The following is a 21,808-nucleotide window of genomic DNA, read 5'->3' on the forward strand; positions in this document are numbered from 1 at the left end:
TAGTTGACCACTCCATATCCCTGGCGCCCAGCCGCTACTGGAAGACGGCCGAGAGCTGCTCGGGCGAGAGCGCCGAGGACAGGTCGGCGTCCGGCGGCAGATCCTCGCGGCAGGTCGGGAGCTTGCCGCCCAGGGTGTCGACGAACGTGGGCAGTTCGAAGTTCTCCGGCTCGTTGTCGGGCCGGCCGTTGAGTGCGGCGAGCGCCTTGCGGGCTGCGATGCGTACGACGGTCGTGGTGCCGTCGAGGGTCAACAACTGAAAGCCGGGGTTGGCCTCGTGGTGCTGCAGCCACATGCACCCGAGTTCGTTGTCGGTAGCGGAGGTGGCCAGCGGCGGGATCGGCCGACCGGCGTTGATGAAGGCGCGCAGTCCACCTTTCGATGCGACACCGTAATCCGATGCCAGGGCGTCGATCTCGGGGTACTTGGTCAATGCGCCGGCCATGGCGCGCTGTTCGTATGCCGCGTCCCAGCTCGAGGGCTGCGGCTCGTTGGTCAGCGGGGTGAAGGGATCACCGAGCTCCTTGGAGGTCTCGTTGATTCCGTCCCACAGGGCGACCGTCGAGGGGCTTCCGCCCGGTAGTCCACCGCTGAAGAGCAGTTTGCTGCCCGGCTGGACCTGGCCGCCCAGCCACTTGGCCATCGTGTCGCCCTCGACGTCGAAGTTGTACTGGACGTAGCCGTCGTAGTCGACACCGACCTCACCGCCGGGATCGGCGATGTAGGGGACGACGACCACGCCGGCGTCATGGGCGTTCTTCAGGGCGCTGAGGGCCTGGCTGCCGAAGTCGTCGTACGTGACGATCGCATCGAAACCCTGTGCGGTGTAAGAATTGATCGCGGTGATGTACTTCTGCAGATCGTTGTCGGCCTGGGTGTACTCGAGGGTCACGTTGGGGCAGGCGGAGAGTTCGTCGGTGAGTTCGGCCTGCGTGATCTTGCGCCACGAGTTGGCGCCGAATCCGGCGACGTGCGCGATCTTGAGTGGCTGGTCACCACAGAGCTGCTCGACCGGCAGGGCCTGGCCGCCGTCGCTCGTCGAACCTCCTGAGCTGCCACCCGATTCTGCCGGAGCACTGGCCGTGCATGCCGCGACGCTGAGGACTGCGCTGAGGGCAACTCCGGCAAGGGCTGCGCGACGACAAGACAGAGCGTTCATGGATTTTCCTTCTTCTGCCAGACACAGACGAACGTTTGCTCGTTTGTTTGTATTGTGGCGTAGAGCACAGCATCCGTCAACGGGTGATCTACGGCATGCCGCTACCTGGACGATTGGGTATTTCGCGGCCGTCGCACGCCGACAGGGCAGTGCCGCACGTGACGCGCCCTCATCGTCGACGCACCAACCCTGTTGCGTCGGTGGGTAACCGCACGTGTGCTCGCTGCCGTGGGGTTCGGTGTCGCGCGAACACTGGGGGTGGGAACCGAGGTGCGCGATCTGGGGCCGCAGGGCTCGAAGGACGCTCGCGAAGCAACGGCCACTAGCCCTTCCGGTCCGTGACGGACTGGAAGGGCTGGGCCGTGCCGTATTCGATTGTGGAGCGCGGAGGGGTCAGCCGACCGGGACCGGGGCGGCAACGCACACGGTGTTGCGCAGCGTGCCCAGGCCGGTGATCTCCGTGGTGAGTGTCTGGCCGTCAGACAGATGCGTTCCGGTCGGGTGGCCGACCCCGCCGGGAGTTCCGGTCAAGATCACGTCCCCGGCCTGCAGGGTGACGATGTGGGAGATGTACTCGATCAACCGGGCCGGGGTGAACACCAGGTCGCCGGTCAAGTCCGACTGGACGGTGGCACCGTCGACGAGAGTGTTCAGGGTGGCACCGAGCGAAAACTCGTCCGGGGTCACCAGCGTCGGACCGAGCGGGCACGTTCCCTCGAACGTCTTGCCCTGCAGCCACTGTTGAGTCCGATATTGGTAGTCGCGCATGGTGACATCGTTGGCGACCGCGAAGCCGGCGATGTACTCGCCGGCGTCGGCGGCCTGCACCGATCTCGCCTTCTTGCCGATGACGACGGCGAGCTCCCCTTCCCAGTCGACCTGCTGATCGGCGTAGGCCGGGACGTGGATGTCGTCGTAGGCGCCGATGAGCGCTTCGGGGAACTTGGCAAACAAGGTCGGGTAGCGGGGGAGTTCGCGTCCCATCTCCTCGATGTGGTTCGCATAGTTCAGGCCCACGCACACGATCTTCGTCGGGTGCGTGACCACGGGGGCGTACTCCACGGCACCGAGGTCGACAACCTGCCCGGAGGCCTCGGTGGCGATGCGGTGCCAGTGCGGGTCGCGTAGCAGATCCGAGAGGCTGGGATAGGGCTCGATCAGCACCGCGTTTCCGCCGTCGATCCGTGCGGCGGCGGTCGATCCCTCCACACGCAGCGTGGCCAGTTTCATGAGACGGCGACCTCGGCGGGCTTCTTGAGCATCAGACCGGATCGCTGGACGCGGCAGACCAGTTTGTCGTTCTGGTTGAAACCGCGGTGCTCGAAGCGCACGATGCCGGTATCCGGGCGGGACTTCGACTCGCGGCGCGACAGAATCTCGGTTTCCACGCGCAGGGTGTCGCCGATCAGTACCGGCGCGGGGAAGGCGATCTCCTCGAACCCGAGGTTGCCCAGCGTCGTTCCGAGAGTCGTTTCCTGCACCGGAATACCGACGACGACGCCGAGGGTGAAGACGCTGTTGACGATGCGCTCGCCGTACATGCTGTCCTTGGCGAACTCGGCATCGAGGTGCAGCGGCTGCACGTTCATCGTGAGCGTCGTGAACAGCAGGTTGTCCGTTTCGGTCACTGTACGGGTCACCGCGTGCTTGATGGTGAGCTCCGGCTCGAGTTCTTCGAAATACAATCCACTCATTTTAGGGTCCTCAAGGGTTCGGTCGGTCGGGTGATGGGGTCAGCGCGACTGGATGGTTTCGGCAAGGGCAACCACGCCGCGAGCGGTCTTGACGTGGGCGATGTCGACGTGTTCGCCCTCGAACAGTGCCGCCGCTTGCCCGTTCGCCTGGGCCTGTTCGAAGGCCTCGATCATGCGGCGAAAGCGGTCGACGATTTTCGGGTCCGGCGCATAGACGTCGTTGACCGTCTCGATGTGCGAGGGATGGATAAGCACCTGCCCGGTAAAGCCCAGTCGCCGGTTGCCTTCGGCGAACCGGCGCAGCCCGTCCAGGTCGGAGATCTCCTGCCACAGTCCCACGATCGGATGGGCCAACCCGGCGGCGCGGCAGGCGAGCACGGCCTTGCTGCGGTAATGCAGGGTTTCCAGGCCCTCGGCGGTCCACTCGAAACCGACCTCACGCGAGACATCGGCATCGCGAGCCGCCGCGACCATCAGCGATGCGACCCGGGGATGGGCCGCCGCGATCGACTCGCAGTTCACCAGCGACTTCGCGGTTTCGAGAGTGGGGATCACCTCGACGCTGCCACGGATCAGGGCGGCCTCGATCTCGAAGTGCTCGAGCAACGCGGCGAAGTCGAGGACCTCACGGGCTCCGTACACCTTCGGCAACAGCAACCCGTCGAGTCCCGCGCGCACCACGGCCGCGAGATCTCGGCCGAAATGGTCTGTGTCGAGTGGGTTCGGGCGCACCAGCACCGTCACATCCGGATGGTCACGGCGCAGGGCGTCGATCGTCTCGGCTGCCATTGCGCGGGCATCCGCCTTGCTCGGCTCGGGAACCGAGTCCTCGAGATCGAGGATCACGGCGTCGGCACCGGCGCGCACAGCTTTCTGTGCCCAGCCCTCACGATGAGCCGGCACGAACTGGAGAGAACGTAGGGGTCGCATTACTTCCTCACTCGATAGGGCACCGCCGGTGCGGCGACGACACAGGCTCCCCGCAAATTCCCGGGGGAGACTGACGGTCGCCGCCTCGGCCACTCGGCCGTATCCGAACCCGCCGCGGACGCGGCGCGATATTTCGTGGTGTGCGGCATTTCGTCACATCCAGACTTCGTGGTGCAAGGCTTTGACCAAATGATTGACCAGCGGGTTGGTGGCCCGTACTGTTAAACGAACAATCGCTCGTACGTTAACACGGCCGGCGGCGCCGGCGCTATGAGGAGTTTCGATGACAATCAACGACGTCAGTACTGCCACACGAGTGATCGGGCAGCCTGATCGCTGGTGGGAGGACCTCGACCTGGGGGACGTACTCCGGGGTCCCGGTATGACCGTCACCGATGCGCACCTGGTGCAGTGGGCCGGCCTGACCTGCGACATCGTCTCGCTGCACCTCGACGAGGAGTACGCCGCCGGCACCCAGTTCGGGCAGCGGATCGCGCACGGGCCGTTCACGCTCTCGCTCGCCCTGGGGCTGGCGACTCAGACCGGCTACTTCAACAACGTCGTCGCCTGGCTCGGCCTCGACGAGGTGCGCGCCTTGCGTCCCGTGCTCATCGGCGACACCCTGCATCCCGAAGCCGAGCTCATTGCCGCCCGCCCGACGAAGAAGCCCGACCAGGGCATCTGGTCCTTCGCCTACAGCGCTCTCAATCAGCGAGGCGAAGCCGTGATGACCTTCCGGAGCAGCTTCATGATCCGCCGGCGCCCCGAGCCGCTTCGCTGACGCGTGCAGTCGTCGGAGCGTGACCGTCGCGCACTCTTGTGCGATCGAGGGTGCGCTCGTACCCTCGCCTACAGGCGAACGTTTGTTCTTTGAAAGGAATCGAGCATGGCTGAGCACGACAAGCCGGTAGTAACTCGCAAGGGAGAGGAAGCGCAGAACACGGGCCAATCCGGTGGTGCCGTGCGTGTCTCCGGGGTCAGCGTCCAGCACACGCCGGCGACGAAGATCTGGTTCGGGAAGGTCTTCAACGAGCCCGGATATCGGTCACTGCCGCATCATCACGGTGAGGCCGAAACCGGCGGCTACGTTCTCACCGGCAAGGCGCGAATCTACTTCGGCGAGAACTTCAGCGAGTACATCGACATGTCCGAAGGGGACTTCGTCTTCGTCCCACCCTTCATGCCGCACGTCGAAGCCAACATGAGCACCACCGACGAACTCATCTGGCTCACCACCCGCACGCCCGAGAACATCGTCGTCAACCTGCCCGAGGTCGACGACACCACCCTCGCCGGATATGTCCGGGTCGGTACTCACGCCGAGGCGCACTGACTTTCCCGTCATCGCCTCATCCGCAGGCATCTTTCGCTGCGGCTCAATCTTTCCACCCACGGAAGTCCTCCGGTCGAATCACGGCTGGGGGGCTTCGGTGTGTCGGGAGGCGGAACGCATATCGGCCGTTCGGTGTGCCGAGACGGGGGCAACCTGGGGAGAAGTGTCAGCGCGCGGCGGTGCCGGTTGTCATCTTCCCGACCGCCGCAGTGCGATTGTTCACCGACATCTTGCGCAGGATATTGCTGACGTGAAACCGGACCGTGTTCCTCGAAATGTACAGGTCACGACCGATTTCGGCGTTCGACGCACCATCGGCGATCATGCCCAATATCTCGTGCTCGCGACCGGTCAACGGCTGGTCGTGATCCGAAGGGCATGCGGTATCCGCGCGGGCCGTGAGACCGGCGTGAACACACGGATTAGCGTGGACGTCGGAGAGGAGGACCCTCTCCAGCGCCGATGCGGCGCGAAGACGTGCCGCCCGGTCGGTCACGTGCTGAGAGCGAAGCACGTCGAGGATTCGGCCCAGCTCGGCGTACATCGTCATCGATTCCCCAACCTCCGGGTCCCACCGAGCCATGGACGTCCCGACGCGGATTTCGAGACCTGCTGAAACTCGGCCTGAAATGGTTGGCCGGCAGGGGATCTTTGCCAACCGCCAGGTAGGGTCATAGGCTAAAGCGAACAAACACTCGTAAGTGTAAGCGAGTGTCGGGCACCGTAGCAACTTCACTGAAAGAAGCGGTTCCGAGGACGGGTTCGAGCGCGACGCCGCCGAAGCAGTTGCGCCGATTTCACCACCTCAGTCGAGCTACTCGCCGAGACCCGGAATCCGGCCGGGCCGGAGGAACTCCGGCCCGGCCCGCCCAAGGGTGTCAGCCCACGGCGCTGTCCGACCACTCCGGGTAGTCGATGTAACCCTTGTCGCCGCCCGAGTAGAAGGTGTCGAGATCGGGCATGGTCAGTTCGAGACCATCGCGCAGGCGACGCACCAAGTCCGGATTGGAGATGAAGTACCGACCGAATGCGATCAGGTCGCCGCCGCGTGCCAACCATCGATCGGCATTCGCCTTGTCGACGAAGTCTGCACTTCCGACAATTGCCGGGTTCACGATCAGCGGGCCGGTCCAGATTTCCCGGATCCGGTCGTTGACGTCGTCCGATGCAGTCTCGAGGATGTGAAGGTACGCCAATCCCAGCGGATTCAGGGCGTTGAGAAGGGTTGTGTACAGGCCTTCGGGATCGCTTTCGTTCATGTCGTGGAACTTTCCGCCGGGCGAGAATCTGATCCCCACCCGGTCGGCGCCGATGGCGGTACTGACGGCGGTAGCGACCTCGACCGCGAAGCGTACCCGGTTCTCGTGCGACCCGCCGTACTGGTCGGTGCGCTGATTGCTGTTGTCGGACAGGAACTGCTGGATCAGGTAGCCGTTGGCGCCGTGGATCTCGACGCCGTCGAAGCCGGCAGCGATCGCGCGCTCGGCCGCCGCGACAAACACGTTGATCTGCTCTTGAATCTGCTCGACGGTCATCTCGACGGGAGTGACGAACGCGAGCCGACCACCGGAGTTGAAGATGGTGCCGTGGGCGGCGATGGGCGAGGCTCCGAGCGGCTGCATTCCGTTGATCTCCGGGTGCCCCACGCGGCCGCCGTGCATGAGCTGGGCGAAGATCCGGCCGCCGGCATCGTGAACAGACTGGGTGATCGGGCGCCAGGCCGCCTCCTGCTCATCGTTGTAGAGACCAGGAATGTTCGGCTCGGACTGTCCCTGCTTCGACGGCGAGATTCCCTCGCTCACAATGAGCCCCGCGCTGGCGCGTTGCGCGTAGTAGAGCGCGGCACTCTGGGATGGCAGTCCCGTCTCGGAGGCGCGAACCCGCGTCATGGGTGCCATGACGACTCGATTCGACAGCTCGAGTGGACCCAATTTGTATGTCTCGAACAACATGACCTGAGAACTCCTTAGGGTGGAAATGTTTGTCGGCCCGGTCACCGCCTGGCTTGCATCGGCACCAGTAGTGCCCTTTGCGTGGCTAGGTGTCGACCGCGTTATCGGTGTTTGTCTGGTGCGCGTGAAATTCGGGTGTGTAATCGTCGGTCGAGCCCCGGGAGCTCAGTCTCATCGACGCAGTAAGACGAATCGACAGATATCGTTAATGCTCAGGTGGGGTTGATGTCTCGACTGAACTCTTCTGGTGCCACCGCGTGTGATCGTCTCCGATCGAAGTCCCTCTCCCGTGCAACAAACGTACGGACGTTCGTAAGTATTAGCGGGAGAGTCCGATGTGTCAACCCTCACAGGGGGGCGCGCCGCCGGGTTCGTGTCACGGCCCGTGGCGATGTGGCGCGATCGGCGCCGACGGGTGCGCGTTCGGCGTCCGCAACTCTTGCGCCCACCTGAACTATGATCTACGTTTCATCCATCGAACGAGCGTTTGTAGGCTTTACTACGTTCGTCGCATCTACTTGGTCGTTCCCGACGCGCCGGTCGAATCGTCGGCCGCCCTTCTGGCTGCGCGACGTATCCGTAGCAAACACGGACGGCTCGCAGTAGATCCAGCCCAGCGCTCCCACCGGACCGGATAGGTATCCCTAGGCGAGGAGGATCCGTGATCGTTTCAGAGTCAACAACTGCGGACACGCGAGAAGTGACGAGTCACCATGTTCCAGACCCTATCGACAAGCTGTGCGCCCTCGAGGAGATTCGCAGCTGAAGTCACGAGTCGGATACCGCCGCAACATCCAACATCACGATCCGCTCGAAGATCGACCCTTCGCGCACATCTCAGCGTCCGAGGCCACAGCCCGGTGGGACCGCCTCCCCATCCCATCGGCAGTGCCCCGTCCAGTTCCCAAACAGGAGTCAACATGTCACGGTGAGGGCTCGTGCCGTGATCAGCGATAACGCTTCCCTGCCGAAGCGTGCCTGGGTAGCGGCCAGAGCGCGTCGCTGGCGGTAACTCATCAGATCCTGTGCGGCGCCTCTGCAGTCACCAGGTCCGCGAGGAAAGTGGCAGGGACCGATGCCCAGTCTCTACGCCACCGCCCGGCGACCTGATCGTCCCGCAGCGCCGCGATGAGCGAGACGATGTGTGGTCCACCATCGGGAAGATGACGTACGAGGCCCAGCTCGGCGCATTGTGCTGCGATCGAGGTGAGCAGTTCCTTGGCTTCGTCGACGCGGCCCGAGGCGGACAAACAGGCCACGAGTAACCTTCTGGCCTGCATCAACAGCCTGTGTGCGCCGCGGCCTTCGAGTCGGTTCGTCCACTCCTGTGCCCATGTGCAGGCGAGGTCGGCCTGGTCCGGTGAATGCTCGTCGAGCAGCCGTCTGGTGGCTGTTGCCTCTTCGACCTGCGCCGTCAGTGCCTCGATTCCGTCCACCGGTCGTCGACGAGAGCAATATTCTGCGGGCGGCGAGACCGCGATATCGGAGCTCAGGGGAAGCCCCAGCCTGATCCGTTCATTCTCGACGTTTGCTCGCAATCGCGGAAGAGACAGTGTCACAGCGATCCTCGCCCCCTCATCGAGTCGCTGCGCTGCCGCTATTCGGTCGCCCCGCAGGGCCTTGATACGCGCCCCGAGGACATACCGAGGGATCTTGAACTCCACGAGACCGCCCTCGCCCCCAAGCTCATAGCCTTCGTCGAGCAACTGTTCGGCTTCGTCGATCTCGCCCTGTTCGTACAACAACGCGCCGAGGAGAGAATCGGCCAGGCGCGCGGCCTCCGAGTGCGTACCACCCATCTTCCTTGCCACACGGACGCCAGCCCGGAAGCTGCTTTCCGCCGCGGCGACATCGAGTTGCTCGTAGGCGGCGAGGCCGGCGAAACAGTGCCCGTGCATCACCAGGTACGGACCGTTGGTTCGCGCATGAAATGCGAAGGCCCATTCCTGCAATCGGCGTGCTTCGTCGAAATCGAACTGGTATGTCGCGCGGTAGGTTGCCATGTTCGCGGCGCTCGACACAACCCACGGCCGCAACGTGTCCAGCCGCGGCAGGCATGCCTGGACCAACTCGTCCGCGCCGTCGATTCGGTCCGCCCGGAACCGAATAACGCCCCGCATCACGGCGACCTCTACTCTCAGATCGGCGACCTCGTCGGTGGAGGGAACACGATCGAGCGTTGATTCGACGAGGTCGAGTGCTCTCTGTGCAGGTTCGGCCCGGTGCAGCATGATATTGGCCCAGGCTACGGCGAGTTGCAACCACGGACGTGACTCCGTCAGCGCGGGAGGGAGTTTCGCGACCATCCCGAGGAGGGTCGTCATGTGCGAGTACTCGATCAGGTGCATCCCATCGCGCTCGACGAGCTCGACCGCCCGGACCTGATCCCCAGCCATGAGTGCGTGATCGACGGCCTCGCCGAGCAACTCGTGATCGGCGAACCAGGTCGATGCCGTGCGGTGAAGTTCGTCGATCCGCTCGGGTTGATCACGCTCGAGTCGTCGTTGCAGGAACTCGGCGAACACGTGGTTGTACCGGAACCACACTCCGTCCTCGTCCACCCGTCGCAGGAACAGATCCCGCTCCTCGATTATTTCGAGTAGCGCCTGCCCGCGTGACACGTGCGCCAGCGCGCCCGCAAGGCTCCCGCTGATCCGTTCGGTAACCGACGTCGCCAGCAGAAAATCGAGGATCTCCGGTTCCAACGTGTCGAGCACGTTCTCGGCGAGGAACTCGCCGATGGCGTGATGCCGACCCGACATGTGCCCGATCAGTTCGGTGGGGTCGTCGCGTCCGCGCAGTGACAGGTACGCCAATTGCAGCGCCGCCACCCACCCGTCGGTCGAGTCCCGCAGGTCCGCGATATCCTCTTGCTCCAGCTCCAGTCCGCCCAGGTCGACCAGGAAGGATCGTGTCTCATTCTCATCGAAACGTAATGCTGTGTAGTCGATTTCGACGAGTTCATCACGCACGCGCATTCTACTCATCGGAAGGCCGGACCGGGTGCGGCTTGCCACGACGACCTGGAGGTGGTGGCAGCCGTTGTCGAGTAGGAATCCCATGGCTCCGCGTGTCCCGGCGTCGGTGACCCGGTGCCAGTCGTCGATCACGATCGCCACCCGCTCACCGCGGGCGTGGATCTCGTTGATCAGTGAAGACAGGACGTACTGCTCGGCCTCGTCGCCGTGCTCGTCGAGCGCCTGCCCGAGGTCGCGCGCCAGGGTCGGGCGGACCCGTCTGATCGCCTCGACCAGATGCGAGAGAAACCACACCACGTTGTTGTCATCGTGATCGACCGTCAGCCATGCGACCGCCACACTCTCCTCTGTCAGCACTTCACCCCATTGGGCGGCGAGGGTGCTCTTGCCGAATCCGGCCGGCGCGTGAATGACCGTCAACCGGCGCCGCTGTCCAGCGCGTAGGGAGTCGATGAGTTGTCTACGCTCGACCAGTTGCCGGGTCGGCGTGGGCGGGCGGAATCGGGTGGAGGGGGCGGGCGGCGTCCCTGTCGTCGCTGCATCGTTCCGGCCGGCCGTCGTCATCGGGCCGGACCTGCCCGACGCAGTCCTGGTCGAGGCGCCGCGGCGATGTTCGTCCTGGGTCTGCGTTCCGAGGTCGGTGGGTAGGGCCATCTCGTCGGCGGGCAGGCCGTTGCGAAGTTGGGCTTCGCGCAGTTCCTCCCCGAACTCGGCGGCAGTCGACGCACGATCGTCTGGCTCCCGGGACATCGCCCTCTCGATCGCGGCACATACGTCGGCGGGTATGTCCTCCCCACGCAATTCCGGCACCGGGTGAGAGGTGATCCGCAGGAATTGGGCCATCACCTGCTCGCCGCTGCGTCGCTCGAACGCGGCATGCCCGGTGATCGCGCAAAACAGCGTCGCTCCGAGGCCGTACACGTCCGACGCCGGGGTGGGGGGCCGGCCCCCGAGCACCTCGGGTGCGGTGAACGCCGGTGAGCCGACCACCGCGCGCGTCGAGGTCTCGAAGCCACCCGCGATGCGTGCGATCCCGAAATCGGTCAACTGCGGTTCCCCGTAGTCCGTCAGCAGGATGTTCGCGGGCTTGACGTCCCGATGTACGGTGCCGATCCGGTGCGCGGTCTCGAGCGCGCCCGAGATCTTCACACCGAGTCGAACCGCCTCCCGCCACTCGATCGGGCCCGTGCGGTGGATCCGTGTCGCCAGCGAACCGTGCGGGTGGTAGTGCATCACAATGTACGGTTGCCCGCTGGTGGTGGCGCCGACCTGCAGAATGTTGGCGATGTTCGGGTGCCCGGACAGCCGGCCCATAGCCCGTTGCTCACGAATGAACCGCTCGAGGTTGTCCGGATCCAGATCGGCGGTGAGAACCTTCACTGCGACGGTGCGGTCGAGGGATGGCTGCAGGCAGCGGTAGACGACGCCGAAGCCACCCCGACCGACCTCCCGGGCATCGTCGAACCCCGCCGCGGCCAACTCCGTGGCGATATCCGGGGTCAGATCACGCTGTGTCGCCGTTGGATCGTATTCGGCCACGGCCGACCTCGATCCCGTGCCTCGGTGTCCGCAATCGCGGTGTCATGCACATCACCTCTCCAGCGTTAATGCGAGCATAACCCCGATCCGAACTCTCGAATCGTCGGTGAATAGTTAATTCGAGCGGCTCACGCGGTTAGCCGGGGGCCCAGGTCGAGGTCGCTGGTCCGTCGAGGCAAGATCGAGTAGCGCTCGCACTGTTTCCCACGGCTGCGGTGCCGCCGCAACCCTCGGTGATGCCGACCAGGGCGGCTGAGCTATTCCCGACCGGACTATAAGAAATCGGGAGTCGTTGTGCCCGCATCGATTTAGGTTTCCTTTGGCGGCTCGCGGGACTCGTGCAGACCTCCGCGCTGCTCGTGGGTGGTTGAGCAATACGATTCCGAATCCTGACCTGCTTCATCGTCGTTCTAGAGACGGCCCATCACCGGCGTCCACTCGACGATGCGATGGTCCGGTACCAGGCCGTGGATGACGAAGGGATCGTGCGTGAAGAGCTGTGCGACCGTGTCGCTCGTATCGGACTCGACGAGGATGAAGGCACCGCTGTCATCGGCGTACGGACCGCAGGCGACGACTGTCTGGCGGTCGACCAGTTCGGAGAGCCATGCTCGGTGTGCCGATCGGTACGTGTCACGGCCTGCGGCGGTGTGGGCTGAGTAGGTGTATTCGACGACGAAGAGCGGCATGGTTTTCTGATTCCTCGGGGTTGCCTCAGGGGGTGGATGCAGCAGTCGAGCGGCACACTGCGGTGCGCAGTGTGCCGCTTCATGTCGGTGTCAGCCGAGCAGTTCGTAGATCAGCAGTCCGGACAGGGACAGGATCGAGAGGAATCCCAGAGCGCCGATGATGTTCTTCCACCAGGTGTTGCGGAGGTTGCCCATCAGCTGACGGTTGTTGCTCATCACGAAGAGCAGGAGCCCGAGGAACGGTGCGATCAGCACGGTCAACGCCTGGGCGAAGATGATCAGCTGGACAGGGGATTTCGTGAACAGGATCGTGATCAGGAGTCCGAAGCCGAGGATCACGGCGCTGGTGCGTTTGGCTGTCGGTGTGCTGGGGGACGGTCCTTTTCCGAGCGCGTCGGAGAGCATGGTGCCTCCGGCGGTGGCGTTGGCGACCATCGCGGAGAACGCGGCCCCGGACAGCCCGAGCGCGAAGATCGTCGATCCGATCGGGCCGGCGATGGGTTCGAAGATCTTGGCCAGCCCTGCGAGGGTGGTTGCTTCGGTGTTCTGCCGGCCGAGGACGGCGGCGGCAACGATGATCACGAGAGAGGTCATGATGCCGGGTGCCACGATGCCCGGGATGGTGTCGGCGATGGTGGTTTGCCGGTATTCGGCCGCGGTGCGCTTACGTTCGTGGGTGCCGTAGGACGTGAAGAAAGCTGCGTTGAGGGAGAAGTTGGTGCCGACGAGGGCGACGACGAGCAGTTGTCCACCCGGCGGGATGCTCGGGACGAGTCCGTGCACGGCCTGGAACCAGTCGGGCTGGGCGATGACGGCGCTGAAGACGAAGGTGGCCGCGAGGAGAGCGACGATCACCAGCAGGACGCGTTCGACGGTTCGATAGACGTTGCGGAACAGCAGGATCAGTCCGACGAAGACTGTGCAGACGGCGGACCACACTATCGGGGACCCGCCGAAGACCATCGACAATCCCAGGCCGGATCCGACGGCGTTGCCCACGGAGAAACACAGGGTGATGATGAAGACTCCGACGCCGGCGGAGACGCCGACGCGTCGGCCCAGGACGTCCTTGACCGAGCTGATCATGGACACGGGGGTGCGGATGCCGAGGCGGACGCTCATGTCGGCGTAGACCAGCATGAAGATCGTCGAGACGGCGATCACCCAGATCAGGGAGTAGCTGTACTCGCTGCCGGCCTGGACGGCACTGGCGAGGTTGCCGGGCCCGAACTGCCACGCCCCGGCGATGAATGCGGGACCGGCCATGGCCAGGGTTCGAACCCAGTACCGGCGCTGGGGCCGGACGCGACCTCCGGGCGGCGGAGGGGTGCCTGCGACCACTGAACCGCCTCCGACGGGATCGGCTGATGTGCGAGATGGCTGACTCATCGATGAGCCTACTTTCTGGTGTTCGAACCGCAGACGAGGAGTGTGGCGCAACTGACGATGGGGCATCCGACGCTGCCGGCTCGGAAGGGCGAACGGAACCCGCGGCCGGGAGTGGGTGGGCCGGGTCTGCTGGGCGGTGCCGGCCGGCCCGGGGTGTCCGGGCCGGGCGGCAGAACCGGCACGCGGCGCGGTGGCACCGCGTGCGGCGGATTCGGTGAATCCGAGGTGACGGGTCGAGCGGGGTCAGGCGTGGGCGACGACCGAGGTCAGCTCGGCCGACTGCAGCGCAGCGGCGATTTCGGCACCGGCACCCTCGGCCAGTGGCAGCAACGGTGAGCGCACGGTGGCGTGTTCGAGGATTCCGCGGGCGACGAGGCCTTCCTTGAGGGCGACGGTGCCTTCCATGTGCGAGCCGCGGTGGTAGACGTTCGCCGTCACCGGCAGGAGGCGGTCGTGGATCGCTCGGGCCGCGGGGTAGTCCTTGGCCTTGCCTGCCGCAATGAGTTCGACCAGCGGCTCGGGTGCGAGTCCGCCGTAGCCGACCAGCAGGCCGTCGACGTCGAAGATGGTGTGCAGAAGGTACTCGTCGTGGCAGCTCAGGATCTGCAGGTCGGGGTTCTCACGGCGCAGGACCGGGATCTCACGGTCCCAGCGGCGCATGTTCCGCACACCGTTCTTGGTGGCGAACACACCGGGCTGGGCGGCGATCTCGAGCTGGGTGTCCAGGTTGTACGTGGCCTTGGTGGCGTCGGGGTACTGGAACAGGATCAGCGGCAGCCCGGACCCTTCGTGGATCGCCTTGTACCGATCCTGCGGGGCGCCGTCCTGGTAACCGAACCGCAGCCATCCGTGGGAGGGGTACACCAGGCCGGCCGAGGCGCCCGCGTCGACCGCGCGGCGAGCCTCCTCCACGGAGACGGCGGTGCCTTCGCCGGTGATGCCGGCGATGATCGGCAGCCGGCCGTCGACGGAGTCCTTGAAAGCGGCGATGACGCGAACCTGCTCGTCCTGGGTGAGGAAGGTGCCCTCGCCGGCGTGGCCGAGTACGACCAGACCCTTGACGCCGTCGACGCTGCCGAGCCACGAGCCGAGGCGCTGGATGGCGTCGTAGTCGACGGCGCCGTCACGGGTGAAGGGTGTCACCGGCGCCGGGGTGAGGCCGCGGAGGTCGAGTGTGCTCATGATCGCTCTTTTCCATCGAAGGAGACGTTGTGCAAACGTTCCCGGGAACGTTCCCGTGAACGATTTCATCGTGCGATACGATCGTGTCTGTGTCAAGGGTCACGTTCCGAATCGGATGTGATCAGGCCTTACCTCACGCGCGGAGGGCCGGGCCGAGGCGGTAGAGAGGAAGACCATGGAAGCCAATGGGAGCGCGCCCCAGCGGGCGCGGGACGGTAAGCACGTCGTGACGCTGCGTGAAGTGGCGGACGCGGCGGGTGTGAGCACCTCGACCGTCAGCCGGGTGCTCGACGATCGCGTGCCGCCGTCCCGCTCCGCGACCGCCGAACGAGTGCGGGCGGTGGCCGATCAGCTGGGCTACCGGCGCAACACCTTCGCGTCGAGCCTGCGCCGCGGGCAGACCGCGACGATCGGTGTCCTCGTGCCACGATTGAGCGACACCGTCATGGCCTTGATGTACGAGGCGATCAGCCGCGCCGCGACCCGCCTCGGCTACTTCACGGTTGTCGCGACGACGGGGGACAATCCTGCCGACGAGTCCGATGCGGCGAGGACTCTGCTCGCCCGGAACGTGGACGGCCTGATCGTCGCCTCGAGCCGGCGCGACGACCCCTTGCCGCGCGAGCTCCGGGAGCGCGGCGTGCCCCACGCGCTGGTGCTCAGGACCGACGGGATCAGTCCGTCCTCGGTCGGCGACGACGAGGCGGGCGGCTATCTCGCCACCCGCCATCTGATCGATCTCGGGCACACCGACATCGCCGTCCTGTCGGGCCCGCTGTTCGCGTCGACCGCAGTGGGGCGTCTGGCGGGGGCACGAAAGGCGCTCCGGGAAGCGGGAATCGCGGAAGTGCCCGAGTGGATCGTCGAAACGACGTTCGGCATCGAGGACGGCGAGGAGGCCGGGAACCGGCTCTTCCGCTCAGCGTCCCGTCCGACCGCCGTCTTCGCCGCCAACGACAACCTCGCGCTCGGAGTCGTGGCCGCCGCACACCGATGCTCGCTGACCGTCGGCGACGACGTCGCCCTGGTCGGCTACAACGACATCCCACTGTCGCAACGTCTTCCGGTCCCGCTCACCTCGGTGCGCACCCCGTTCGACCAGATCGCCGCCACCGCGCTCGATCTGATGCTCGCCACCACCCCCGTCGACGATCCGATCCGGCGCGCGATGCCCACCCTGATTCCGCGGCGCTCGTCCGGATCGCACCGGGCCACGACCGCGGCAGGCCCGCAGACCGCCGGTAGTGTGCACCACGGCGAATAGTGACTGACGACTGGTCAGCGAGGCTGGCCCATGGGAAGGGTCGAGTCGTGGCTCTCCGAACGCGTCCCGAACGACTGCGCGTTGCGGTGGAGATTTGCCGAGTACGGCACCTGGATGAGAGACCGCATATGTGAAGGACCGCAAGGTCTTCGGACAGCAGGTCGCCGCGTTCCAGAACGCCGAGTTCGTGCTCGGCTGTCTCCAACTGCACGGCGGATACGGCTACACGACCGAATATCCGATCGCGCGTTTCTACGAGGACACGCGGGTCAGCCGCATCTACGGCGGGGCCAGCGAGGTCATGAAGCTTCGTGGTTGTGGCTGACCCACTCGGGTGAAACCCGGCCGTCGCCGCCGACGCCGACGATGGAGGGATCGTCCTCGCCGTGTGGGTGTGGGAAATCCGGGTACCCGCATGTCACAGCCGTATGCTCGAACGCCGAGCAGGCCGTATTCCACGGAGGGCCGTTGCCATGACCGCTCAACCTCCGGACCCAGATCCGGCGAACACTCCTGATCTCGAGTCGGGCGGCGGTGTCCGACCAGGTTCGACCCCACCGGACTCCGCCCAGACTTCGGGGTTGTCCGAGCACGAACCGCGCACCAGTTGGTCGTTTCCACCGACAGGCATTGCCACGATGGTGGTCATCGGTGTGATCGTCGTGGTGTTCGTGGCGATCGCGGTCCTGCTGGTGCTCGACATCGTCGGGGTCTTCGACTGAGTTCGGCCTCCCCTCGGGCACCGGCAGATGGTCATTCCCGCCGCACGTCCTCGGGATTCTTGTCCGTCCGCAGGCCACGCCAGGTCGGGTGCCGGAGAAGGTTCGCCGTGGTCCATTCGGTGAACCCGACCTCGCCGACCAGGCGGGGAGTGACCCAATTCGCGTCCTTGCGTTGGGCGGTCGTCAGGGTGTCGGTGAACGGGCTCGTCTTACGTGAGAGCCGCTCGAGTTTTCGCGTCAGGGACTCGAGCACCGGTTCGGTGAATCCGGTGCCAACCCTGCCGACATACCGGAGTCCGTCCGTGTCCGGGATGCCGAGCAGCAGCGATCCCAGAGTGTCGCTGCGTGATCCCTTGCCCCGTCGCCAGCCACCGACGATCACCTCCTGGGTGCGCTGGTTCTTGACCTTGATCCAGGCTTTGCCCCGCCGGCCGGTCAGGTAGGTCGAGTCGTTCTTCTTGCCGACGATTCCTTCCCACCCGCGTCGACGGCTCTCCGCCAACGCCTCGGCGGCATCCCCGCGGAGCCGATCGGGGACGGCCAGACCGGTGGCCGACGCCAATTCCTCCAACTTCTGGCGCCGATCCGCGTACCCGTGACGCAGCAGCGAGGTGCCGTCGAGGTAGAGCACGTCGAACACGTAGTACTCGGCCGGATACTTCTGCGCGGCAGCGGTGATCGCCGCCGGCTTCTGCAGCCCGGACCGGTTCTGCAGGGCGGCGAAGCTCGTCACTCCCGCGGAGTCGAGGGTGACGATCTCGCCGTCGAGGACGACATCGTGATCGGCCAGCGTGTCTCCGATCGAGGCCAGTTCCGGGTAGGTCGCGGTCAGGTCGCGGCCGGACCTGCTGTGCAGGTGGACCCTTCCGTCGGAGATCTCGGCAATCGCCCGTATCCCGTCCCACTTCCCCTCGAACGACCAACTGTCGGCGGGCATGTCGGCGAGATCCTGATCGGAGCCGAGTGTCGCGAGCATGGGTTTCAGGTCCCGCGGCATCGGTTTTTCGCCGGCGGGCTTCGACGTGGCGCTCGAGGATGTCTGGCCGGACTCGCGGTGCGGCAGCGGCCGTTCCCTGTCTTTCTTGATCTTGTGCATCAACCACTGGTCGTCTTTGGTGTGGATCAGCACGTACTGCCCCTGAAGTTGTCGGCCCCGGAGTTCGAACAGAATCTCGTCACGTTCCCACTTGATGGGGACGTAGGTTCCCTCGTCGAAGATGTCCACTACGCCGCCGCCGTACTGGCCCTTCGGGATGGTCCCGGAGAACGTGCGGTAGTCGAGGGGATGGTCTTCGGTCTGGACGGCGAGGCGATTCTTCGACGGAGACCGGGGGACGCCTTTGGGTACCGCCCACGAGACCAGTACCCCGTCGCGTTCGAGGCGGAAATCCCAATGCAGGTTGGTCGCGTGGTGCTCGTGGACGACGAAGCTCAGCTCCCGGCCCGAGTCCACCGGTGGTGAATCGGCTGTGGGAGCGGGGACCGGTTCGGGTGTCTTGCCGCGAGTTCGTTTGGATCGGTACGCCCCAAGGGAGTCGAGGGAGTCGAGGGAGTTCGAGAGCAGGTCGCCTCCGCTGCGGTATCGCTCGAGCACCTCGTCGAACCGCAATTGACCCAGATCGGTTGCCTCGATCTCCGACCATTCCCGTGGCGCGGCTACCGTCGGTTCGGAGCGCCCGCGCAGAGAGTACGGAGCCACGGTGGTCTTGGCGACGTTGTTCTGACTCCAGTCGACGAAGACCTTTCCCCGTCGGTCGGTCTTGGCCATGGTGGCGGTCACCGATTCCGGCGACTCCTTCTCCAGCCTCTTTGCCAGCGCTCGGGCGAACGGAGAGGGGTCGATGTCGTTCTTCGTGGTGAGCGTCGCATAGACGTGAATCCCCTTGCTGCCGCTGGTGACCGGAAACGACGTCAACCCGGCGTCGTCGAGTTGCTCCTTGACGGCCAGTGCGACACGGGCACAGTCGGAAAGGTCAATACCCTCACCGGGATCGAGATCGAACACCAATCGTGTTGCCGGTCCCGGTTTGCCGTCGACCACCGTCCATTGCGGCACGTGCAATTCCAGCGCGGCGAGTTGCCCCATCAACACCAGACCCGCGGTGGAGTCGATGAGGGGATAGTCGACGCTGCGGTCCTTGTGCTGCACGGTCAGTCGCGGAACCCAGTTCGGCGTCGACGAGGGAAGGTTGCGTTCGAAGAAGGATTCCGAGTCGACACCGTCCGGCCACCGCTTCCGGGTCACCGGACGTTGCGCCAGGTGCGGCACCATCGCGGGAGCGATCTCCTCGAGGTAATCGATCACCTCGCCCTTCGTCGTTCCCACGGACGGGTACAGAACCTTGTCGAGATGCGTCAGGTGCAGTCGGTGCCCATCGATCGTCCTGGTCGGCATGGGGATGGTGCTCCCTTCGAGGGTCGCGGTTTGATGCGCTCGGGGCAGGCCGGCTCAGGGGCGTTGCCCGAGACCTGATGCAAATTCCCGCACTCGTCCACCAACGGTGTCGTCGGCGAGTGGTGCGGTAGGCATTCCCGCGCCGTCGCGTAGTCCGCCGAGGAACTCCTCGAGTGTGTCGCGGGGCGAATACTTCGGCGCCCATCCCAACTCGGCCCGAGCCCGGGTGCTGTCCATCAGCGGCAGGTGCATAACGGTGTCGAGCAAACCTGGTGAAGCCGGAACCGCATGCGCGTGCCAGGCCGTCCACAATGCGGCCCGAATAGCTCTGCGGGGGAGTGGGATTTGCCGGGCATCGAGATAGTCGGCGAGCACACGGCCGTCCACCGGGGGTGCAGTCGCAAGGTTGAACGCTCCCCGCACCGGCCGCAAGACGGCCTGCACGTAGGCTGCTGCCGCGTCGCTGGTGTGCAGAATCTGTGCCCGGAGGTCGTCGACGAGCGGTACCACCGGAATGCGCGCGGCGCGCATGAGGCGTCCGGGGAGCAGCGGCCCGAGGAACAGTCGACGCTGCGCAGTGGCCGACTCCCGCTTGAAAATGAACCCCGGCCGCATCCGCACCACCCGGAGGTCTGGATTCCGCAACTCGAAGGCGTCCAGGAATCGTTCCAGGTAGGCCTTCTCCCGAGGATAGGCCGCGCCGGGCCAGCCGTGCGTGGGCCAGTCCTCGGTCACCTCGAGGTCGGTCGGGCCCGGCGAGTAGGCGGCAACCGAGGAGGCGTACACCAACGCGGGAACACCTTCGTTCGCTACCGCATCGAAGACCCGGATGGACCCCACCACATTGTTGTCCCAGGTGACGCTCGGTTTGTGGGTGGGCTGGAACAACCAGGCGAGATGTACCACCGCATCCGCCCCACGCACGATGTCGCGAACATCGTCGGTCGCGACGTCGGCCTCGACGAAGGTCGTCTTGGGGGCCGTCCACTCGGTGCGTCGTCGCGCGACGCCGACCACCTCGCCGACAGCAGGCTCCGTGCTCAATGCCGTAACGACACTGGTTCCGACGTTGCCGGTCGCCCCGACGACGACCACTTTCAGACCCCGTTGCTCACTCATGAGTGCCGGGTACCCTGCCGTGCCGCTCGGCCAATCACAGCGCACTCGATGGATCGGTGTGCCTGCGCCGCCGAGGCAGAGAACTCGTCGTGTGTGATTCGGTCCGGCTTACGTGAATCCCCGGAACGAGATCTGGCTCGGCGTCATACCGACGCGAACGGCAGCGCGTGAGGCCGATTCCGTGGTTCTTCACGCGCGGCACACAATGACCGGGCCCACGCCGTCACCGGTGTCACTTCCCCCCGACGATGCCGCTGTCGAGGAGTTTGGCGATGTCGGAGTCGGAGCTGCCGAGGAGGTCGCGGAGCACGCTGCCGGTGTCGTCGCCGACTGCGGAGGCGGGTGCGACGGTGGCGTGGTGGCCGTCGAACGACGCGGGATGCCCGGAGGCGAGGTAAGTGCCGATGCGCGGCTGGTCGAGGGGAGTGAACATCGGGTTCTTCTCGAGTTCCCCGGACTTCACCACTTCCTCGAAGGTGCGGTAGCGCTCGGCGAGCACGGACGTCTTCGAGAGTGCCTCGGCCACTTCGGTTGCGGTGTGTTCGCGGAACCAGCGGGCGAACAGGGCCGTGAGGACGTCGCGGTGGGTGAAGCGATCGGTTTCGCGCGCGAAGTCCGCGTCGAGTGCGGTGGCGAGTGCCTCCACCGCGGCCGTGGTTCCGGTGACTGCGACCAGGTCACGGAAGTGGCGTGGGGTGAGGGCGACGATCATGAACCGTTCGCCGTCGCTGGTGGTGAAATCCGTTCCGTACGTGCCGTAGACCGAGTTTCCGGTCGCCGGCCTGCCGGTGCCGTTGATCTGGACTTCGGTGAGGTAACCGAGCGTGCCGGCGGTGGCGAGCGCGACGTCCTCGAGCGGCAGGCGGATGTGGGTGCCCTCCCCGGTGGCGTCGCGGTGCCGGACGGCGGCGGCAACGGCCAGCGCGGCGTACAGCCCACACATCACGTCCCACGCGGGCAGGACGTGGTTGACGACGCCGGCATGATCGGTGGGACCGGTGATGGACGGGAAGCCGAGTCCCGCATTGACGGTGTAGTCGACGGCGGGGGAACCGTCGGTGCCACCGAGAACTTCGAGGGTGATGACGTCGGAGCGCAGGGCTCTGAGCGTGTCGTGGGTGAGCCAGTCACGGCCACCGGCGTTGGTGACGAGGATTCCGCCACCCGCACCGGGGGCCGTGACCAGTTGCTGCACGAGTTCCTGCCCCTCGGGGCTGCGCATGTCGACGGCCACGGACCGCTTCCCGCGGTTGAGTCCGGTCCAGTAGATGCTCTCACCGTCACTCGTGACCGGCCAGCGCTTGTAGCAGGCGGAGCCGCCGACGGGGTCGACCCGGATCACCTCGGCCCCCAGCTGAGACAGCGTCAGCCCGCACAGGGGGGACGCGATGAAGCTGGAGACCTCGACGATCCGAAGTCCGGCAAGGGGAGTATGGGCAGTCACGAGAGAAGCTCCTTGATGG

General features: G+C 65.5%; 17 protein-coding genes and 1 pseudogene. 5 read left to right on the forward strand and 13 right to left on the reverse strand.

Features of this window, described 5'->3' with window-relative positions; all coding sequences use genetic code 11:
• Window positions 1-34: 34 nt before the first annotated feature.
• The 4 genes from HGB39_RS08055 to HGB39_RS08070 all read right to left on the reverse strand — a co-directional run bounded on the left by HGB39_RS08055 (window position 35) and on the right by HGB39_RS08070 (window position 3,783).
• The gene (locus HGB39_RS08055) at window positions 35-1,159 is read right to left on the reverse strand and encodes a substrate-binding domain-containing protein (RefSeq protein WP_005565836.1); all 1,125 of its coding nucleotides are present in this window, start codon (window positions 1,157-1,159) and stop codon (window positions 35-37) included.
• Window positions 1,160-1,552: 393 nt separating this feature from the next.
• On the reverse strand, window positions 1,553-2,389 hold the full coding sequence (locus tag HGB39_RS08060) for a fumarylacetoacetate hydrolase family protein (protein ID WP_005565832.1): 837 nt from the start codon (window positions 2,387-2,389) through the stop codon (window positions 1,553-1,555).
• Window positions 2,386-2,853, reverse strand: coding sequence for a MaoC family dehydratase (locus HGB39_RS08065; RefSeq protein WP_005565830.1), 468 nt, complete (start codon window positions 2,851-2,853; stop codon window positions 2,386-2,388). Before HGB39_RS08065 ends, HGB39_RS08060 begins: the two co-directional genes overlap by 4 nt.
• A 39-nt stretch (window positions 2,854-2,892) precedes the next feature.
• Window positions 2,893-3,783, reverse strand: a complete 891-nt coding sequence (locus HGB39_RS08070; protein WP_043789338.1) for an HpcH/HpaI aldolase/citrate lyase family protein — start codon at window positions 3,781-3,783, stop codon at window positions 2,893-2,895.
• Between the two features lie 283 nt (window positions 3,784-4,066).
• On the opposite strand from HGB39_RS08070, the gene HGB39_RS08075 reads away from it, so the two are divergent.
• Both HGB39_RS08075 and HGB39_RS08080 read left to right on the forward strand, forming a co-directional pair.
• Window positions 4,067-4,564 carry a MaoC/PaaZ C-terminal domain-containing protein gene (locus HGB39_RS08075; RefSeq protein ID WP_052023967.1) on the forward strand — a complete coding sequence of 166 codons (498 nt, stop codon included), beginning with the start codon at window positions 4,067-4,069 and terminating at the stop codon, window positions 4,562-4,564.
• Window positions 4,565-4,669: 105 nt separating this feature from the next.
• Complete coding sequence (locus HGB39_RS08080; RefSeq protein ID WP_005565825.1) at window positions 4,670-5,116, forward strand: cupin domain-containing protein; 447 nt, start codon at window positions 4,670-4,672, stop codon at window positions 5,114-5,116.
• A gap of 166 nt (window positions 5,117-5,282) precedes the next feature.
• On the opposite strand, the gene HGB39_RS39550 is transcribed toward HGB39_RS08080, so the two are convergent.
• The 6 genes from HGB39_RS39550 to HGB39_RS08110 form a co-directional block, all read right to left on the reverse strand.
• Complete coding sequence (locus tag HGB39_RS39550; RefSeq protein ID WP_100229352.1) at window positions 5,283-5,666, reverse strand: helix-turn-helix transcriptional regulator; 384 nt, start codon at window positions 5,664-5,666, stop codon at window positions 5,283-5,285.
• Window positions 5,667-5,994: 328 nt separating this feature from the next.
• Window positions 5,995-7,068 carry an alkene reductase gene (locus HGB39_RS08090; RefSeq protein WP_005565823.1) on the reverse strand — a complete coding sequence of 358 codons (1,074 nt, stop codon included), beginning with the start codon at window positions 7,066-7,068 and terminating at the stop codon, window positions 5,995-5,997.
• A 1,016-nt stretch (window positions 7,069-8,084) separates the two neighbouring features.
• Window positions 8,085-11,585 carry a serine/threonine-protein kinase gene (locus HGB39_RS08095; protein ID WP_005565818.1) on the reverse strand — a complete coding sequence of 1,167 codons (3,501 nt, stop codon included), beginning with the start codon at window positions 11,583-11,585 and terminating at the stop codon, window positions 8,085-8,087.
• A gap of 410 nt (window positions 11,586-11,995) precedes the next feature.
• A complete protein-coding gene (locus HGB39_RS08100) occupies window positions 11,996-12,274 on the reverse strand; it encodes a YciI family protein (protein ID WP_005565811.1) in 279 nt (92 codons plus the stop codon).
• A 90-nt stretch (window positions 12,275-12,364) separates the two neighbouring features.
• Window positions 12,365-13,540 carry an Nramp family divalent metal transporter gene (locus HGB39_RS08105; protein ID WP_005256651.1) on the reverse strand — a complete coding sequence of 392 codons (1,176 nt, stop codon included), beginning with the start codon at window positions 13,538-13,540 and terminating at the stop codon, window positions 12,365-12,367.
• Window positions 13,541-13,906: 366 nt separating this feature from the next.
• Window positions 13,907-14,845: a dihydrodipicolinate synthase family protein gene (locus HGB39_RS08110; protein WP_005565809.1), complete on the reverse strand. Its 939-nt coding sequence runs from the start codon at window positions 14,843-14,845 to the stop codon at window positions 13,907-13,909.
• 175 nt (window positions 14,846-15,020) lie between these two features.
• On the opposite strand from HGB39_RS08110, the gene HGB39_RS08115 reads away from it, so the two are divergent.
• The 3 genes and pseudogenes from HGB39_RS08115 to HGB39_RS08125 all read left to right on the forward strand — a co-directional run bounded on the left by HGB39_RS08115 (window position 15,021) and on the right by HGB39_RS08125 (window position 16,831).
• Window positions 15,021-16,109: a LacI family DNA-binding transcriptional regulator gene (locus HGB39_RS08115; protein ID WP_005565808.1), complete on the forward strand. Its 1,089-nt coding sequence runs from the start codon at window positions 15,021-15,023 to the stop codon at window positions 16,107-16,109.
• A 124-nt stretch (window positions 16,110-16,233) separates the two neighbouring features.
• Window positions 16,234-16,434, forward strand: a pseudogene (locus HGB39_RS08120) (acyl-CoA dehydrogenase family protein); the annotation flags it as partial.
• 148 nt (window positions 16,435-16,582) lie between these two features.
• On the forward strand, window positions 16,583-16,831 hold the full coding sequence (locus HGB39_RS08125; protein ID WP_005256658.1) for a DUF6480 family protein: 249 nt from the start codon (window positions 16,583-16,585) through the stop codon (window positions 16,829-16,831).
• Window positions 16,832-16,862: 31 nt separating this feature from the next.
• On the opposite strand, the gene HGB39_RS08130 is transcribed toward HGB39_RS08125, so the two are convergent.
• The 3 genes from HGB39_RS08130 to HGB39_RS08140 all read right to left on the reverse strand — a co-directional run bounded on the left by HGB39_RS08130 (window position 16,863) and on the right by HGB39_RS08140 (window position 21,789).
• Window positions 16,863-19,226, reverse strand: a complete 2,364-nt coding sequence (locus tag HGB39_RS08130; protein ID WP_005565806.1) for an ATP-dependent DNA ligase — start codon at window positions 19,224-19,226, stop codon at window positions 16,863-16,865.
• Window positions 19,227-19,280: 54 nt separating this feature from the next.
• Window positions 19,281-20,345, reverse strand: coding sequence for an NAD-dependent epimerase/dehydratase family protein (locus tag HGB39_RS08135; protein WP_005565804.1), 1,065 nt, complete (start codon window positions 20,343-20,345; stop codon window positions 19,281-19,283).
• Window positions 20,346-20,577: 232 nt separating this feature from the next.
• A complete protein-coding gene (locus tag HGB39_RS08140) occupies window positions 20,578-21,789 on the reverse strand; it encodes a CoA transferase (protein WP_005565802.1) in 1,212 nt (403 codons plus the stop codon).
• Window positions 21,790-21,808: the final 19 nt, after the last annotated feature.

It is taken from the genome of Rhodococcus opacus, from assembly GCF_012396235.1.
In the GTDB taxonomy this organism is placed as follows: domain Bacteria; phylum Actinomycetota; class Actinomycetes; order Mycobacteriales; family Mycobacteriaceae; genus Rhodococcus_F; species Rhodococcus_F opacus.